The organism is Enterococcus sp. DIV1283b, from assembly GCF_051710965.1.
Taxonomy (GTDB): Bacteria; Bacillota; Bacilli; order Lactobacillales; family Enterococcaceae; genus Enterococcus_B; species Enterococcus_B lactis.
This window is the reverse complement of record NZ_JBIOLR010000001.1, coordinates 302,833-321,268: the sequence shown is the minus strand read 5'-3', so window position 1 is coordinate 321,268 and position 18,436 is coordinate 302,833. Positions and strand designations below refer to the sequence as shown.

General features: G+C 37.1%; 17 protein-coding genes. 6 read left to right on the top strand and 11 right to left on the bottom strand.

The window, feature by feature from the left end; genetic code table 11:
* Positions 1-201 precede the first annotated feature (201 nt).
* Together IGJ53_RS01565 and IGJ53_RS01560 are read left to right on the top strand one after the other, a co-directional pair.
* The gene (locus IGJ53_RS01565) at positions 202-330 is read left to right on the top strand and encodes a hypothetical protein (RefSeq protein WP_002287569.1); all 129 of its coding nucleotides are present in this window, start codon (positions 202-204) and stop codon (positions 328-330) included.
* Positions 331-386: 56 nt separating this feature from the next.
* Positions 387-2,081: an oleate hydratase gene (locus IGJ53_RS01560; RefSeq protein WP_002375119.1), complete on the top strand. Its 1,695-nt coding sequence runs from the start codon at positions 387-389 to the stop codon at positions 2,079-2,081.
* 38 nt (positions 2,082-2,119) lie between these two features.
* Here the strand turns inward: IGJ53_RS01560 and IGJ53_RS01555 are convergent, their stop codons facing one another.
* Positions 2,120-2,980 (bottom strand): hypothetical protein, encoded by an 861-nt coding sequence (locus IGJ53_RS01555; protein ID WP_259742035.1) that lies wholly within the window; start codon positions 2,978-2,980, stop codon positions 2,120-2,122.
* 290 nt (positions 2,981-3,270) lie between these two features.
* On the opposite strand from IGJ53_RS01555, the gene IGJ53_RS01550 reads away from it, so the two are divergent.
* Complete coding sequence (locus tag IGJ53_RS01550) at positions 3,271-4,404, top strand: alcohol dehydrogenase catalytic domain-containing protein (protein WP_002292500.1); 1,134 nt, start codon at positions 3,271-3,273, stop codon at positions 4,402-4,404.
* Between the two features lie 30 nt (positions 4,405-4,434).
* Positions 4,435-4,749: a YrhK family protein gene (locus IGJ53_RS01545; protein WP_002292499.1), complete on the top strand. Its 315-nt coding sequence runs from the start codon at positions 4,435-4,437 to the stop codon at positions 4,747-4,749.
* 125 nt (positions 4,750-4,874) lie between these two features.
* Here the strand turns inward: IGJ53_RS01545 and IGJ53_RS01540 are convergent, their stop codons facing one another.
* A complete protein-coding gene (locus tag IGJ53_RS01540) occupies positions 4,875-5,333 on the bottom strand; it encodes a GNAT family N-acetyltransferase (protein WP_086311223.1) in 459 nt (152 codons plus the stop codon).
* Positions 5,334-5,547: 214 nt separating this feature from the next.
* Between IGJ53_RS01540 and IGJ53_RS01535 the strand changes: the two genes are divergently transcribed.
* Positions 5,548-6,285 carry a class I SAM-dependent methyltransferase gene (locus IGJ53_RS01535; RefSeq protein WP_002375128.1) on the top strand — a complete coding sequence of 246 codons (738 nt, stop codon included), beginning with the start codon at positions 5,548-5,550 and terminating at the stop codon, positions 6,283-6,285.
* Positions 6,286-6,382: 97 nt separating this feature from the next.
* On the opposite strand, the gene IGJ53_RS01530 is transcribed toward IGJ53_RS01535, so the two are convergent.
* The 9 genes from IGJ53_RS01530 to truA all read right to left on the bottom strand — a co-directional run bounded on the left by IGJ53_RS01530 (position 6,383) and on the right by truA (position 15,400).
* Positions 6,383-7,636 (bottom strand): PTS sugar transporter subunit IIC, encoded by a 1,254-nt coding sequence (locus IGJ53_RS01530; RefSeq protein WP_002310633.1) that lies wholly within the window; start codon positions 7,634-7,636, stop codon positions 6,383-6,385.
* 28 nt (positions 7,637-7,664) lie between these two features.
* Positions 7,665-7,982 (bottom strand): PTS lactose/cellobiose transporter subunit IIA, encoded by a 318-nt coding sequence (locus IGJ53_RS01525; RefSeq protein WP_002292496.1) that lies wholly within the window; start codon positions 7,980-7,982, stop codon positions 7,665-7,667.
* Positions 7,983-8,006: 24 nt separating this feature from the next.
* Entirely contained in the window at positions 8,007-8,327 is a 321-nt protein-coding gene (locus tag IGJ53_RS01520) for a PTS sugar transporter subunit IIB (protein WP_010731821.1), read from the bottom strand.
* Positions 8,328-8,641: 314 nt separating this feature from the next.
* Entirely contained in the window at positions 8,642-10,057 is a 1,416-nt protein-coding gene (locus IGJ53_RS01515) for a glycoside hydrolase family 1 protein (protein WP_002375132.1), read from the bottom strand.
* A 16-nt stretch (positions 10,058-10,073) separates the two neighbouring features.
* Positions 10,074-11,390 carry a PTS sugar transporter subunit IIC gene (locus IGJ53_RS01510; RefSeq protein WP_016853121.1) on the bottom strand — a complete coding sequence of 439 codons (1,317 nt, stop codon included), beginning with the start codon at positions 11,388-11,390 and terminating at the stop codon, positions 10,074-10,076.
* Between the two features lie 148 nt (positions 11,391-11,538).
* Complete coding sequence (locus IGJ53_RS01505; RefSeq protein WP_002316012.1) at positions 11,539-12,237, bottom strand: FadR/GntR family transcriptional regulator; 699 nt, start codon at positions 12,235-12,237, stop codon at positions 11,539-11,541.
* A gap of 278 nt (positions 12,238-12,515) precedes the next feature.
* On the bottom strand, positions 12,516-13,472 hold the full coding sequence (locus IGJ53_RS01500) for an aldo/keto reductase (RefSeq protein ID WP_002348342.1): 957 nt from the start codon (positions 13,470-13,472) through the stop codon (positions 12,516-12,518).
* Positions 13,473-13,611: 139 nt separating this feature from the next.
* On the bottom strand, positions 13,612-14,415 hold the full coding sequence (msrA, locus tag IGJ53_RS01495) for a peptide-methionine (S)-S-oxide reductase MsrA (protein WP_086323696.1): 804 nt from the start codon (positions 14,413-14,415) through the stop codon (positions 13,612-13,614).
* Positions 14,416-14,656: 241 nt separating this feature from the next.
* Positions 14,657-15,400, bottom strand: coding sequence for a tRNA pseudouridine(38-40) synthase TruA (truA, locus tag IGJ53_RS01490; protein ID WP_002375139.1), 744 nt, complete (start codon positions 15,398-15,400; stop codon positions 14,657-14,659).
* A 194-nt stretch (positions 15,401-15,594) separates the two neighbouring features.
* Here truA and IGJ53_RS01485 point away from each other — a divergent pair, with 194 nt between their 5' ends.
* The gene (locus IGJ53_RS01485) at positions 15,595-18,315 is read left to right on the top strand and encodes a YfhO family protein (RefSeq protein ID WP_259742036.1); all 2,721 of its coding nucleotides are present in this window, start codon (positions 15,595-15,597) and stop codon (positions 18,313-18,315) included.
* Positions 18,316-18,436 lie beyond the last annotated feature (121 nt).

Below are 18,436 nucleotides of genomic sequence, written 5' to 3'. Positions count from 1 at the left end.
TCATCAAAAATATTAATTGTTATTTTTTATACGTCCTTTTCTACTATTTTCCTTCTTCCATCTTCTTGTTTTCTTACACGGCATTCAGACACTTCTTCTTTTTTGTCAAAATTTCCTTTTTCTTCTCACCCTATCATTTGGCATTCTCATAAAAACGAACTATCCTTGGATATAGAAAGAGAAAACAAGGAGGCGTTTTTCATGAGTAAAAAATTAATCAAAGTCGGCATCGGTTTAGGTTTGCTTGCCCTTGGCGCTGCATATCTAGGAAAAAAAACAGGGCTATTCGAAGATGATAGTCATTTATATGATGAATTTGAATCCATCTAGCATCCTATTTCGTTGAATCACTACGGACATACTTGGAAGACATTGGAGGAATCACAATGAGAAAAAGTAAAGCAATAATGATTGGTGCCGGTATTGCCAATATGGCAGCGGCTGTTTATTTGATTCAAGAAGGCAAATGGAAAGGGGATCAGATCACCTTTTATTCATTGGATGATCACGGTTCAAATGATGGTGCACCGACCGACACTGTAGTGGATGAATATTGGAATAAAAATCATCCATTAGAAAACCAAAAAGGCTATATTGCTCGGGGCGGTCGTATGCTTAATTACCGTACCTATGTAGATTTGATGGATCTATTAAGTCGAATACCTTCTGTTACTGAGCCAGGGATGACTGCTGAAGAAGATACGAGAGATTTTGATGCAAAACACCGTACCTTTGACAAAGCACGTTTGATGGAAGGTGGTAAAGGAATCATTGACGGTGGAAAACTGGGCTTCAACAACAAGGACCGTATTCTTCTGACTAAACTGATTGCCATGCCTGATTCAGAAGAAGAAAAACTAGACAATATCACTATCGAAGAATATTTCAAAGATGATCCACACTTTTTTGAAACAAACTTCTGGTTTATGTGGGAAACAACATTTGCTTTCAGAACACGTAGTTCTGCTCAAGAATTGCGTCGCTATATGCATCAAATGATTTATGAATTCACTCAAATCGAACATTTAGTGGGCGTCAATCGAACACGCTATAATCAGTACGAAAGTATCATGCTTCCTTTGATCGAGTACTTGAAAGAACAAGGATGCAAAATCATTTTGAACCGCCGTGTCACTGACTGGGAATTCAAAGATACACCGATGCAAGATGAAATCACTGTCACTGGTTTGAAAATGATTAATACATTGACTCAGGAAGAGGAGCATGTCACGGTAGATGAAGATACAGCGGTTATTTTCACTAATGGTTCTATTACAGATTCAGCTACTTTGGGAGATTACGAAACACCAGCTGTAGAAAATATGGATTATGGTGCAGCTTCTAGTCTCTGGAAAAAAGCCAGCGAACGTTTCTATAACTTAGGAAATCCCGACAAATTTTTCGCGGATCGAGATGCGAGCGAATGGGTCAGCTTTACTCTGACGACGAAAAACCACCTGTTATTGAATGAAATCACCCGTATCACGACTCAAGAACCAGGAAATGCCTTGAATTCATTTATTTCAACTACACCGATCACGCCATTAGGCCAAAAAGATGTCAATATGTCTATCGTCGTGCATCATCAACCGCATTTTACGTCTCAAAAACCAAATGAAACAGTTATTTGGGGTTATTTCCTTTATCCAAGACGACGTGGCGAATTTGTGGATAAACAGTATATTAAGATGAACGGAAAAGAAATGTTGGAAGAACTGATTGGACAACTTTCAAAAGTAGATCCTGGTCCAGTGAATATTCGGGAAAAAGAAACAGAGATTTTCGACAGCGTAATAAATAATATCCCTGTCTATATGCCTTATGCTTCCGCATTGTTCAATAACCGTGCAAAAAGTGATCGACCAAAAGTCATTCCTAAACATTCAACCAATCTGGCCTTTACAGGAGAATTTGTTGAGCAGCCTTATCAGATGATCTTTACTGAACAAAGTGCTGTACGTTCTGGAGAAATCGCTGCTTTCCATTTTGCGGGCATCCCTATGTCCCGTCTTGTCAAAACACCGCGTTACGACAAAGACATCCCTACTCTAGCTCGTGCCGCAAAAAAAATGTTTGAATAATCAAGAGGTTGTGACAGATTTCACGTCACAACCTCTTATTATTTATATTCGTTTCTTTTTGAAAAAACCTTTTTTTCAGTATTCACTCTCTTGCCAATCCACCATAACCCAGCTGCTATCACTACTTCAACGATTGCTACTACACTAAAAAATTGGATGAATGACAAAATATATGTGTCTAACAAATGTTGCAGTGCTTGGGTTCGAATATCTAACTGACTGGCCATATCGTACAAATAGAGACTGACTGACAGACTTAATAATTGGAAGCCCGCACCTCCTATCACCACTGCAAATGACCAAAGAACTTTTTTCCAAGACATTCTGTATAAGTAAAACACTCCGCTCAGCAATACAAGCAAGATACTGCTGATCACTGGAAGAAAAGAAACCATTCGCTCTCGTATCGTCAATATCTGATCGATGAATGACATCAAATAAATGGATTGTATTCCTCGCCGAAAAATCCCAGAAGTCATATAGATGAGTAAATTGTTTTCTTCACTAGCAAATGGATCATCCTCTGCTTCTTCTTGTTTGTATGTATTGATTATCTCTTGGAGCTTTTCTTCTACTTCTTTTTCTCCGATCAGTTCTACTGGTTCTTTTTCATATCTGTTGCGGATGAAAAGCTCGATATTTTTTTGTACTAGTTCTTCAGAAACAATCTTTTCCAATGCTTCAGCCGGAGCTCCGATCTCATAATGATAGCTTTGGATCTCTCGATTGATCTCAGCAGCTACTTTTTTCGCATAGTCCGATTGCATGTTTTGCTCTAACATAAAATGTTGATTTGCCAAGGTGCTTATTAAACAAAGCATAACAGTCAGGCAAAACAGGCAGACAGAACTAATCATAACAATGATCCGTTTATTCCATTTATTTTGAATTTGTTTCATTACGCCTCCTCGTATTTGTTTTTTCACTGAAACGAATGATGGTTGGTTATTGTTTAAATAGTTAAAATGATTCAATAGTTCAACTATACTTTACTGTACGTAAGGATACAATGAAGGCACACTCCTTCTTTTTCTAATAAAAAAAAATTTTGGAACTCTTGCTTTTTTGAGGATTTTTATGTTGAGAAAAAAGCGTTTCATTATCAAAAAGATAAGAACTCCTTTAGAATGAAAGTATCTGTAGTACCAATAATGCAGACAATTTTGTGAATCTGAAAGGAGCATCTCCAATGAAAGCAGTCACTTGGCAAGGAAAACAAAAAATGGAAATCAGAAACGTAGATGATCCAAGAATATTAGAACCAACAGACGCAATCATCCGTATCACAGCAACCGCCATTTGCGGCTCCGATCTGCATCTTTACCATCATGGTGAAGCAGTTTTGGAAAAAGGATATGTTGTAGGTCACGAACCTATGGGAATCGTCGAAGAAGTAGGATCACAAGTTCAAACATTGAAAAAAGGGCAACGAGTGGTTATCCCTTTTAATATCAGTTGTGGTCATTGTCATTTCTGCCTGAATCACATGGAAAGCCAATGTGATGAATCAAATCCAGATCAGTTATATGGTGGGCTTTTCGGTTTTGGCAAGTTGAATGGCAATCATTGGGGTGGGCAAGCAGAATACCTAAGAGTACCTTATGCAGACTCTACTTCGTTTGTCGTTCCAGATAATAATCTTCCTGATGAAAAAGTTTTGTTTTTATCAGATATTTTGCCTACAGCTTATTGGAGCGTTGAAAATGCAGGCGTAAAAAAAGGTGATACAGTTGTGATTCTAGGATCTGGTCCAGTCGGTCTATTTGCTCAAAAATTCGCTGTAATGGCTGGAGCAGAGCGCGTGATTGCAGTGGATCCAGTACAACATCGTTTAGATAAAGCGGCTAATTACAACGGCGTGGAAACTTATTTCTTAGAAGACACGGCCCAAGCTGGAACGGAATTATATGAGTTAGCTAAAGGTGGTGCCGATGTCATCATCGATTGTGTAGGAATGGACGGGTTAGAGCCTGTAAAAGAAAAAGCAAAAAATTTGGTGAGCCTACAAAGCGGCACGATTTCTCCATTACAGATGGCTTCGCAAGCTGTCAAAAAATTCGGAACCGTCCAAGTAACTGGTGTGTATATGACGCCAGCTTCTTCTTACCCGCTTCAAGAGTTTTTCATGCGGGATATTGCGGTCAAGCATGGACAGGCACCAATTATCCATCTGATGCCGAAAATCTACGAAATGATTGCAGAAGGACTATTTGATCCTACACAAATCATTACTCATTCGCTACCACTGGAAGAAGCCGCACAAGCATATGAGATCTTTGACAAAAAAGAAGATAAAAATATAAAAGTTGTTTTGAAACCTTGAAATCAGTAAAAAATACAGGTGATTTTCTTTATGCCCAAAATCAAACGAAATACCCATGAGATCGAAATAGGAAAAGAAGAAGATATCGAAATACGAGGACGACGCTTCCGCTTCTATTTCCAAAACCGTTACACATTGATCTCACTAGCTGTCGATTTATTAACCGGGATTTTCTATATTTTTGGAAGCCTTGCTTCCTTAACTAAAATCCCCGATCGATATGGCACCTATTTTTATTTGGCTGGTGCTGTTTTCTTGACGATTCGTCCTATTCTCAGAATCGTTAGGAACATTTTTATTTACGACGAGAAAAGAACAAGGAAAAAGCATGGGAAGGCAGTTTAGCCTTCTCCATGCTTTTTTGTTATTCTTGGGTTGTGCATATTTCGCATACTGCGATTCGAAAAAATTTCTAAGTATAGAACAATTTTGCGGTTTCCTTCTCTATATGCTGTTTCATGTACCTACTCTTACAGCGTCATTTGGTACACTCGCACAGGAATTCCTTCATTATCCTGAGCCATCCCGATAAATTGCCAATTGTATTTTTCATAAAAATCCGTATGATCCGTCACAAGATAAAGCATCTTTACGCCCATTTCTGCAAAGTCCTGCTTAATCGTTTCTAAAATCATTTTGGCAATCCGTTGGTTTCGGTAGTCTTTTTCAACAAACAGTGCACAGACATTCGGAGTCAAATCTACTCGATCATGAAAATCATTTTCAACAACACCTGCACCTGCAATAATCTCTCCCAATTCATCCAACACCACATACCATTGCGGAACCGATGTGTTTTTTCTCGTGCTTGCTTGGATACTTTCTTCATAAACAGCAACTGGCAGATGCCATTTTGAAGCAAACCATTCGGCTGTTTCTTTTATCAACGTCGGTCGATCCCGCAATTTTATGACTGTTCTTCTTTCCATTTGTACTCTCTCCCATTCATATTTGGTCTATTATAGCACCTTGTATTTCAAATAGCTTTTCAATCGCTTGATTTTTTATTCTAATTGCAAATGTAGCGTAAAATTCGTTAAAATACAGAAGAAAGGGTGATCAGAATGATTGCACATAAAAGAGATTTGCTCCATGCAATACTACTTTCTTAGATCTAAAAACTATTGCATGGAGGAAAAATGAATGAAAAAAACAATCTACGATAATCAAGAATTTTTTGAACAATACAAACAAATGGCTCGTAGCCAACAAGGACTGCAAGGCGCTGGGGAATGGCATGTCTTGAAAAAATTACTCCCTGATTTCAGGGATAAGCAAGTATTGGATTTAGGATGTGGGTACGGTTGGCACTGTCGTTATGCTGCAGAAAACGGTGCGAAAAAAGTGATTGGTGTTGATTTGTCCGAAAAAATGTTGCAAGTTGCCAAAGAAAATACACCTTTTACAACTATTGACTATCTTCACGAAGATATTTCTCTGGTTGATTTTCAAGAAAATCAATTTGATGTCGTCATAAGTTCACTGGCTTTCCATTACGTCGAATCGTTTGAACCACTTGTCAAAAAAATCAAAAATTATTTAAAAGCAGACGGTCATTTTGTCTTTTCAGTTGAACATCCAGTATTCACTTCTATTGCTGAACAGGATTGGATATATGACGAAGATGGCAACATAAAACACTTTCCTATAAATGACTATTTCTATGAAGGAGAACGATTAACAAATTTCTTAGATTCGCCTGTAAAAAAATATCACCGAACGTTGACAACCTATCTTGAAGCTCTTTTATCTAACGACTTTCATATTCAACATGTAGCAGAGCCCATTCCCTCAGAAAACATGTTGGAACAACCAGGAATGAAAGACGAATTGCGCCGCCCAATGATGCTGATCATTTCTGCTGTGAATAAGAAACGCTAGTAAAAACTGTTTTGCAATATGCACGATTCGTTTTTTTACACTGACTATACCAAAAGAAAAAGCAGAACCAGATAACCGGTTCTGCTTTCTTTTTTCATTAAGCATCCAAAGCTTCTTTTCTTCTTTCTTGGATCGTAGCTACTTTGACGAACGGCAGATAGATCAAAATAGAAAGAATCAGATTGACAGCGGCCAGTACACCACCTGCAATACTCTTCGTTGCCAATACACCGCCAATAATTGGTGGCGTTACCCATGGTGGCATAACAGTAGCTGCTGGCACTAAACCTGTAGAAGTCGCAAAGTACGCAACACTAACTAAGACCATTGGTGTCAAAATAAATGGAATGAACATAATTGGATTCAATACGATCGGTAAACCAAACATCGTTGGTTCATTGATATTGAAAACACCTGGCGCAATCGACAAGTTTGTTACAACCATATACGGTTTGTTTTTACGTCCTACTAAATAAATAGCTAACAGTAAACCTAATGTTGCACCTGTTCCTCCTAAATTGACAAAGCTGTCGAAGAAAGGTTTGTTCACGATAAATGGTGCGCTATGTCCAGCTGCGATCGCATTGACATTTGCTTCGATTGCTGGCGCATTGATCGTTTGCATCAAAGGATCGACCATATTCGCCCCGTGTAAACCAAAGAACCATAAGAATGGTGTGATAAATGCAAGCAATAATGCAGATGGATAAGAGTTCGCAAGTCCCATAAATGGTTCTTGGACCACTGTATAGAACGAACCTACGATATCATCAACCCCAAATGCAGCAAAAATTGCAGCAACTAAAGCAAAGGCAGAGATAGTGATCATTGCTGGCAGTAATGAAGCAAATGCTTTCGCAACTGCTGGTGGCACACCATCAGGCATTTTGATGATCAATTTTTCATTTCCGCTTAAACGTACAAAGATTTCTGTTGAAATAATCCCAACAATAATAGCAATAAACAAACCGTTTGAGCTCATACCTAACGCTCCGCCTAAAGCAAAGAAAGAGCCTAAAGAAATCACACCTGCGGAAACACCGTCTTTTCGGTAGCCGTTAGCTAAATGATACGCAAGTAAGAAAGCAATCAAGACAGAAAGAATGGCAAATGTGCCGTTCCAAGCTGCAGCCCCGAATCCTTTCCATGATTCACCGCCAAAAATTGAATTCATCAATTCTTGGAATCCGGGAATCGGTAAGTTATTGATCATTACTGCTAATGCTCCTAAAATCATTAACGGCATACTCACCATAAATGAATCCCGAATCGCAACTAAATGCCGTTGTGCACCAATTTTTGATGCGACAGGTATAAAATGTTTCTCCATAAATGCAACAAATTTATCCATAAATCTTCCCTCTTTTCTTTACTGTGGATTACGCGTCCAACCGACGATACAGGTCAATGATCTCTTTTGCTAAATCTGTAAAAGCAATAGATGTCATCAGGTGATCTTGGCTGTGGACTGTCAAAAGTGTTACTTCAACGTGGTTTCCTTGTGCTTCTTGCGTCAGCATCTCTGTTTGAGAGTGATGTGCTTGGACTAAAGATTCCTCTGCATCTTTGATTTTTTCATCTGCTAAAGTGAAATCTCCTTTTTTCGCAGCAGCAATCGCTTCCATTGCATCGCTTTTTGCATTTCCGCCAAACATGATCAGACCCATGATGGCTTCTAGATTTTTTTGATCTTCCATTTCTTGTTTCCTCCGATATTTTTATTATTTGTTTATTAGTTTTTCTGCTTGGTCGAGTACTTTTTCACCATTCATCATGCCATAGTCAGCCATATTGATCACATCTAAAGGAATACCTTTAGGTGCTAGCTTTTCAGCAAATTGATTTTGCATAAAACGTACTTGCGGACCTAAAAGTAAAACGTCTACATTTTTAGATTCTAGTTGATTATCTGCATCTGAGGCAGAGACAGCAAAGATATCTGCTTCTATTCCTTTTGCTTCTGCTGCTTTTTGCATTTTTGTGACTAGGAGGCTTGTACTCATTCCAGCTGAACATACAAGCATGATTGTTCTCTTTTCCATTTTAAACACGTTCCTTTCTATTTCTTACACTTGTATATAAAGCAAGTAGTGTGCCAACTTTAAAAGCGCTTTAAAAAGTTGATATTATCACGTTTATGGTCTATACCAAGTTGCATACACACTAAAAAAGAAAGCGCACACTAAACACACAAATTCTTTTTTATTGTGTTTATTTCTTTTAACGTGCACAAAAAAAGTTATGACAAGTCTTCTGTCATAACTTTTTTTGAATAAGAGGTTAAAATGCTACTTTCACAACCTCTTTTATTTCAAATAACCAGCAAATACAATCAATATCTTCGAAAAACTTCTAGTTATTTATAGGCTTCATCAGGTAAACTTAATTCTCTCTTATCAATCAGAGATTGATACCATGAAGCAGACTTTTTCAATGTTCTGCTTCGTTCATCGTTCAATTCGATTCGAACTAATCCATATCGATTCTTAAATGCATTCATTGGTGAAACACAGTCAGTGAATGCCCATAGCATATAGCCTTCGCAATTGGCACCTTCTTCTGCTGCTTTGATCAAATAACGCAAATGCTGTCCGATAAATTCGATACGATAGTCATCTTGCACGATCCCTTTCTCATCCATATACTGTTCTTCATGTTCTCTTCCCATACCGTTTTCTGTTATCAGCCAAGGAATATTACGATAATTTTCTTTTAGATACATAGCTATATCATACATGATTTTTGGATAGATCTCCCACCCTCTGGAATTGTTCATTTTCTTCCCAGGCAAATCAAAGACTTCATAATATCGTTCTGGATGAAACGGTGTTTCTTCATTCCATTGGTAACGAGGAGCACGAACGCGTTTAGGGTAATATTGATTGATCCCAAGGAAATCTACTGTATGATGTTGGATCGTTTCTAAATCCTCTGTTGCAGGATCGAAATAAATCGATTGTTTTCGACACAACTCCAAGAACTCTTCTGTGTAGTACCCTTTTACCATCGGATCAAAAAATACTCGATTATAAAACAGGTCATACATATAAGCAGCTTTTTGGTCTTCTGGAGAACTGGAACGAGCATAGACCATCTCAGGATTTAAAATACAGCCAATCCTTCCGCCATAATTGCCACTATGGTAAATTTCTACAGCTTTAGCCGTTGCTAAAACTTTGTGATAATTCCACATCATCCATTTTTTTGTGTTTTGTTCATGCGGCCAGCGAACAGCATCCAAATAGCAACGCGTTTGGGGAACGATTGGTTCGTTGAATGTAAACCAGTTTTTTACCCTGTCACCGTAACGATCAAAAGCAATCTTTGCGTACTTAGCATAAAAATCAACCACTTTTCTTGAAGACCAGCCATCATATTTTTCCAAAAGAAAAGCAGGGACTTCGTAGTGTTCTAAACAAATCATCGGTTCTACGTCTGCTTCGATCAAAGAGTCGATCATTTCACTTATATGCTGAGCATATTCTTCATCTACTATACAATTCTCGTAATCAGTGAAAAAACGAGCCCAATTGATAGAAGTCCGATAATGTGTCAGATGGATGGATTTCATCAAATCTACATCCTGTTGGTACTGCTCCATAAAATTAGTTGCTACGGCTGGACCATACCCATTATGCCAAACAAAATGTTCATTTTTATACCAGCTATCTATAAACGAATCCTGTCCCTCTTTTTTTCCTTTCCAACCTTCCGTTTGCCAAGCAGAAGATGCTGCACCAAGAATAAAATTTTCCGGAATAGTAATTTTCATGATTTCCTCCTGTTTTTTAGATCCCATCATTTTCCACACGATTTGCTACTTTTACGAATGGCAGATAGATCAAAATAGAAACAACAATACAAACAAGTTGCGTAATAACTGCACCGATATTTCCTGCTGTGGCCAGATAAGCATTGACGATCGGCGGCATTGGCCAAGGAACCATTACAACTGCTTTTGCCGCAAACCCTAAAGCGGTTGCAAAATAACCGATCGTTCCTGTAACAAGCGGCGTTAAGATAAACGGGATAGCTAAAATAGGATTCAGCATGATCGGCATACCAAAAATAACTGGTTCATTGATGTTGAAGATCCCAGGAGCAAGAGATAACTTGGTGATTTGTTTCATATCTTCTCGCTTTCCCACTAGCAATACTGCTATCAGTAGACCTATCGTGACTCCAGACCCGCCCATACTCATATACATATCCCAAAATGGCATAGTGATAATGTTTGGTACTTCTTTTCCAGCTTCAAAAGCTTCCGTATTTACAGCAATTGCCGCTAAAAGCAACGGTTCTCGAATTGGCTTCACCATTTGATTCCCATGGATACCAATCACCCAAAAGACTTGCGCAATGAACATCAGTAACAAAATACCCGGTAACCCTTGAACGACACCTTCTAATGGTCGTTGCACGACATTGTAAATGATATCATAAAGGTACATCCCTGTAAGTTCTTTGATGATAAATCCCGCAGCCGCGATACCTGATACTGTCAGAATCGTGGGAAATAACGCAGAAAAACTGGCAGAAACATTCGTTGGCACGGTATCAGGCATTCTCAGCTGTAGTTTCTTCTGTTTCCTCAACCAGCAATAAAGTTCAATGGAAAGGATGGAGACCAACATTCCCAAAAATAACCCTTTCGTATCTGTATATTGTTTAGCCAATACGTTTTCGACTATAACAGTCTGATTTTCATTCACTAATTCATAAACAGTTGGATTAACAGATAAATAAGACATCACTGCGATGATACCAGGGAATACACCATCCACTTTATTCAGCTTTGCTAATTCGATCCCTATCAGAAAAACAGCATAGATGGTCAAGAAACTTAGTGTGACATAGCTGATGGCAGATGCGATAGGTTTTAATTCTTCTAAAAAACGCAAAAAACTTATCTGTGCTAACCCATTTTCCGAATCAAAGACCATTGCTGAAAACAACGTGCCAAAAGCACCCGTAATAATTACCGGAATCAATGCAGCAAATGCGTTTTTTATCACCATGATATACCTTAAATTATTGATTCTCGTTGCCACGTTCCCTAAAACATTGGCTAATTTATCCATAAAACTCATTCCAGATCCCCTCATTCCTGCTTCTTCTCCTTGCGTCATCTCTTTTTGCCTGTTAGTCAGCGCTTACATTTCGGTGAATAAAAACTATTTGCTTGTCCGTTTTACCAAATATAAAACAAAAATTCATCTGATGTATTTATCATAAAATACATCAGATGAACTGTCAATTAGTTTCTTTCTTCCCAATTATTTTCTGTAATTCTCTCCGATTTGTTGCCATATGGACAGTCATCGCATCAAATGCCGCAAGTACATTCCGCCTCTCGATAGCCTGAACGATTTCTGTGTGGATATCGATCGTCTCGATTTTCAAATGCTGGATATCATAATTTTTGTTAAATAAAGCAATCGATTCATTAATGATTGGAATGATATGCAGTAACGCTACGTTTCCGCTAGCTTCTGCAATCGTCGTATGAAAATCGATGTCTAATTGAACATGATCTTGTGTACCTTCTCGAAAAGACGTTTCAATCTTTTGCGTTAAGCTTTTCATTCGGCTGATTTGATTTTTCGTTGCATATTCCGCCGCTAACCCTGCCATCTTTGGCTCCAGTAAATATCTCAGCTCAAACAAGTCTCGTATCATCCGGTCCTGATCTTCAATCAAAGAAAAACCGAGCGGATCATTAGCAATCCCTCGCTTATCACTGACAAATGTCCCCGCTCCTTGCCGAACTTCAAGAATATTCCTAGAAGCAAGCGCTCGGACAGCTTCTCGCACCGTGCTGCGTCCTACCTCTAAATAATCGGACAACTCATATTCATTCGGCAACTTATCCCCTACTTGCAACTGCTTTTCCTTTAAATATCTAAGGATCTTGTCCGTGGTTACTTCTACTAGGGTTTTATTTTCTTCCAAACCACATACCTCCTTTTCATCTGACGTATTTTTTCGTAATTATTATAACACGTTTGAATCATCTGATGATTTTTTGTATAAAAAAATCGATTAATCCGTTCATGGATATACAAACGAAGCTATTTACCATAAAAAAAGACTAGGATAAAATTCACTCCTAGCCTTCGATCATTTTTATTTTGAACGACAAAACGTATGATGTTCAATAATAGATGATCTTCATTCGATTCTTGATGACATTTTTTGATAGATGGATAAAAAATTTGATTACATCGTATCTATTCTAGAATTTGGTCGATTTTCAATTCTTCCTCTGGTGAAAAATCTAAATTATCCATCATTCGAACACTTTCTTGTAACTGACTTAACCGACTTGCGCCAACCAGTACACTCGTAACAGATTTTTGTCGCAAATTCCATGCAAGGGCCATTTGCGCTAATGATTGCCCTCGTGATACGGCGATTGTCTGCAGTGCTTTGATTTTTTCCAGAGTTGATCCAACCTGTTCTTCTGAAAGGAATGGTATTTCCTTACGATGTGCTCTAGAATCTTCAGGAATCCCATGCAGATAACGATTTGTCAGCAAACCTTGGGCAAGCGGGCTGAACGTGATTGCTCCTAGACCTTCTTCTTCTAATACTGGAGATAAGTCGTCTTCTAGTAGTTCACGAGAAAACATATTGTAGCGCATCTGATGAATAATGAATGGTGCTTCTTTTCTTTTTAAAATTTCAGTCATTTTTTTGGTATCTTCTCCATTATAGTTGGATATACCAATATATAATGCTTTTCCTTGTCTTACAAGTTGCATCAATGCTTCTGCTGTTTCTTCCAAAGGTGTATCAGGGTCTGGACGATGATGATAGAAGATGTCGACATAATCTAGCCCCATTCTTTGGAGACTCTGATCACAACTTGAAATGATAGATTTACGAGAGCCCCATTCTCCGTATGGACCTTCCCACATATGATAACCTGCTTTGCTAGAAATAATCAGTTCATCACGGTAGGCTTGAAAATCTTCTCTAAAAATACGCCCGAAGTTTTTCTCTGCAGCTCCAGCAGGGCCTCCATAATTATTCGCAAGGTCGAAATGGGTAATTCCCATGTCGAATGCGCCTCTCAAAATCTCTCTTTGGTTATGGATAGGATCATAATCACCAAAATTTTGCCATAATCCGAGAGATAAAATCGGTAATTTCAAACCTGAATGACCGGATTTACGATATTCCATTTTTTCATAACGTGCACTATCTGCAATATACAAATTTTCTCCTCCTTACCATTTTTAAAACGTTTTCTTTTATTCTGCTTTTAGTTTACTACATTTTAAAGAAAAGGAGTTAGTCAAAATGTTTTTTTCTTGTATTTTTTTACCATTTGTTTTTTATTCGTTGATAAATCAGAAATTGCTTACGTGCTTGCTGAATTTTTTTATAGCGTTTCGGTTGTTTTTTGTAAAATTGCTGATGATAATTTTCTGCTGACCAAAACGTACCAGCTGGTTCAATTTTTGTGACGATTGGTTGGCGGAACGTTCCTGAACTGACTAGTTCCTGTTTCGATTGCTCCGCTAATTTTTTCTGACGTTCGTCTTGATAAAAAATCACCGGACGGTACTGCTTCCCTCTATCTTGAAATTGTCCAAAGGCATCTGTGGGATCAGTTATTTGCCAATAGATTGTCAATAAATCGCTATAACTTATCTCTCTCGTATCATAAATGATCTCCACAGCTTCCATATGACCTGTGTAGCCACCGCTCACTTGATCATAATTTGGTTTTTCAACATGTCCGCCCGTGTATCCTGACAAAACAGATAGGATCCCTTTTTTCGATTCAAACGGCTCGACCATACACCAGAAACATCCCCCTGCAAATACTGCACGTTCTTGATAGTCAGCATCTTGCATAGCATGCTTGGAAAAGTCATATTTTTGCTGCGTGTCAACTCCTTCTGTAAGCAATAAATAAAAATCCATTACGTCAGGCGTTAGATTCATCCGGATAGCTAATGGACGTAGTGTTGCTTCTAGTTTTGTTAACTGTTCTTTAGCGGATGTATTTTCTCTTATGTCATTCTTTGTCTGAATCAATACTTTTCGTTCCCAATCTCGTGTATTCGGATTTAAAATCAGATTATAAAGTGTTTGAATGAATACTTGTTCCTTATCCATAGACTCTCCTCCTTTCCGAAGAAGACAAGCTAGTGACTTTAGCTGTAATTTATCATAAAGTGAGGAAATAAGCGATTGAATCGTATTTATTCAAAGAAGATAAGCGGCTTCAGATGATATAAGATGATCTTTATCTTAAAAAGCATACTCTATGGTCTATGGTTTGGTTTAACTAAAAAACGACCTCTGAAAAAAGGGATGTTCTCCAGTTCTCAGAAGTCGAGTAAAGATGATTCTTTTTTTATGAACGATAATAAACTTCATCCAAAAACAGACCTTGTGCAGGGACGGTTTCTCCTGCATGCTGCCGCACTTTGCTTTCGAATATTTCATCGATTGTTTCTATCGGCATGGCACCTGTACCGATTTCTAGTAATGTTCCCATGATGATTCGCACCATTTTATATAGAAATCCGTCTCCGACAAAAGTAAAATGAAGCATTTCTCCCTTTCGTTCGATAGATAATTCATCAATCGTACGTACCGTAGATTTTTTGGATTTTTTCAATGCAGAAAAACCAATGAAATCATGTGTACCCATCAATTTTTCGCAAGCTGCATTCAGCTTATCCATATCCAACTCTTGAGGAAAATAAAAGCTGTGATTTCGTTCAAATGCTGAAGGAATCACGTTGTTCCAAACATAATAGCTGTATTTTTTGCCCACCGCATTATATCTTGCATGGAAACGCTCGGGCATTTCTTCGATTCTTTTGATGACAATATCCCGCGGAAGGTAACGATTCATAAAGTCGATCATTTCTGCCAGTCCAATTTCTGTGTTTGTTTTGAAATTTGCCACTTGTCCTCGCGCATGCGTGCCGGCGTCTGTTCTTCCTGATCCAATAATTTCTATCTCTTCATTTGTCATCTGATGCAACACTTTTTCGATTTTCCCTTGGATGGTTTTATCGTCATCTCCAAGTCTTTGCCAGCCTGAATATCTTTTTCCGTCATATTCGATTGTCAACTTGATGTTTCTCATATTTATTTAACTCCTTTATGATCAGTTACAATTTATTTGCTTCATGAGTATAACATAATCTAAATAGCGTAGCTTGCAAACTATTGATGTCTCCTTGATTTTCAGATACTCATTTTAAAATAATGCTAGTTTTCCTAATTCTCATTGTCTATACTTGATATATATTCTTTAATCTATTATCGGAGGAACTTGTTTTGAAAAAACTGTTAAAAAAAGATGCTTTCACTTACTATTCTATTTTAAGCATCTGCTTATGGGTCGTTATCGTTAGTCTTTATATGTGGTGGCCTATTGCTGGAAAAGCCCCTGTTGAGCTATGGGATGGTCAATCCCAACACTTTGTTTCATTTGTTTATTTTGGCGAATATATTCGGGAAATAATCAAAAATATTTTGATTGATCATAACTTTTCTATCCCAACTTATGATTTTAGTATTGGTTATGGTCAAGATATTTTAGGAACATTACATTACTATATCATTGGTGATCCTTTTTCACTATTAGCAGTATTTGCTAAACCAAAGTATGCAGAATTTGCCTTTTCATTAGCAATCATGTTACGCATTTTCTTTTCCGGAATCTCTATATCGATCTTTCTTCGATATAAGAAAATGGCCAACTATCAAACTTTTATCGCCACATTCATTTATGTATTCTCTGGTTTCGTACTAAGTTCTGCTTGGAAACACCCTTACTTCATCAATCCGATGATTTATCTACCATTGCTATGTTTGGGGCTTGAGTATATCTTCGAGAAAAGAGGATATAAATTCTTTACGTTTATGATTTTCATTTCTGTTATCAGCAACTTTTATTTCTTTTATATGCTTTCTATCTTAATCTTTTTATACGCTGTTTACAGATATTTTGAACTTTATACTTTAAAAGACTATAAAGTGTTGTTTTCTCTTTTATTCAAATCTATTGGTAGTTACGTATTAGGAATAATGATGGGCTCCGTTATTTTCATTCCCGTAATTAATCAATTTTTCAATGCTGGACGCGGGGAGATTCATTCAACGCTCTTACCTTTTTACACGAAATCATTTTATTTGAATTTTGTGAAAAACTTTATTTCACCAGTTTACGGAGGAGAAGCCTCAACTGTCACAGCCTTTTTCCCAATCATCATTTTTGTATTATCCGTTATTTTATATCGTTCTAAGCAAAAAAGTAATTTTGCAAGACTTGATCTTTTTGCCATTAGCTTGTTGACTATTTTCTTATTCTTTCCATTTTTTGGTAGTCTTTTCAACGGATTCTCTTATAGCACGAATCGTTGGATGTTTGGTTATGCATTCTTTTGGGCTTTTCTAACAGCAAAATACTTACCTGTTTTAGTTGAATCCGCAACTGATTTATCAAAAAGAAAACGGTTTGTGCATATTTCTTCTATTGTTTTCTTTTTCTTTATCCTTTTCACTTTTGCAAACTATAAGCGAAATGTACCGCCTTATATCGGTTTGATCTTCCTGTTGCTCTATTCAACTATCTTTTTATTGTTTGCTAATTCAAAAAAAACAAAAATCGCGTTGAGTATACTGGTATTTTTGAATGCTCTAGTTTATGGAGCCTTTCAAACAAATATCAAAATCAATCCCCTTATCATTAACAGTTATACTGATAAAAATATCGTAGAAAATGATTATTGGGCACCAAAAAGTTCAGCTATCTCAGATATTATCAATAAAGATACTGACTGGTCTCGGTATGAATTGTCTAAAACTGGAAATCCTCGTTCCGAAGAAAACAATGCTTTGTTAAGGGGAATAAATAGTACGAATTTTTATTTTAGTTTAGCAAATAAAAATATTTTTTCCTTCAATAAGTCTATTGAGAACAATATCAACAGTGACTATGAATATTATGGGCTAGATAGTCGTGCAGAATTGGGCACTTTAGCAAATAGCAAATATTACGCAAAACTAAAAACTGACACTAATCAAGATGTTCCTTTTGGTTATACTTATTTACAAACAATCAATAAAAATGGTCAAGATGTAGAAATCTATCAGAATACAAATTTCCTACCTTTTGGCTATACGTACGATTCCTATATCAAACAAAATGATACTCAAACTAGTTCATTAGCTATTATGGATAGTATGACAAAAAGTGTTATTGTAAATAAAGATATCTCTGGTCTAAAGAAAAATCAGATTACCGATAAAGGAATCAAAAAACTGAACGATCATATACAGCAAACGGATGGAGTAGAGATAAAAGGAAATCAGTATATCGTTTCTAAGAACAATGCAACTGTTACGTTCTCTGTAGACGCTCCATCTGATTTGACAAATAATTATTTGTTTCTACGGTTTAAGGGAATAAATTATCCTAATACACAACCAGGATTATTTCTTCCAACTGAGACTGCCACGTATTTAAAAGTAACTTATGGACAACTGTCAAAAGAGTTTAATTTTCGAAATCAATATCAAGGATGGTACGTAGGGATCAAAAATTCCTTACTTAATTTAGGGGCAGTGCAACCTAATCAAACTATTCAAGTCAGCTTTAGAAATCAAGGAGTCTATACATTTGATTCTATTGAGTTATATACGCGTGACTATAGTCAATTAAGTACGGAAATAGCTAAATTAAGGGAAAACACACTTCAGAATGTTCATTTTTCGGCAAATGAAGTATCTGGTGAACTAAATCTGGAAAAAGAAAAACTGCTTTTATTAACCATCCCTTATGAAAAAGGATGGACTGCTTATGATAACGGAAAGAAAATACCAATTATCCAATCGAATTATATGTATACAGGATTACTCCTCAATCCAGGTAATCATCAAATCAAACTGATCTATCATACACCTGGTTTAATGACAGGTTGGATACTCACTATCGTTGGATGGATCATCTTCTTATTCACTATTATCTTGAAAAAACGATTTCCTTTTAAATAATTCAAGAAATTGTGTCAGAAGTGGGCAACTTCAAGAAATTTGGGTTTATTTCCAAAAGATACTTCTGGAACACCCTTTGTTCGGAATAAGGGACTGTGACAATACTTTTGTCGCAGTCCCA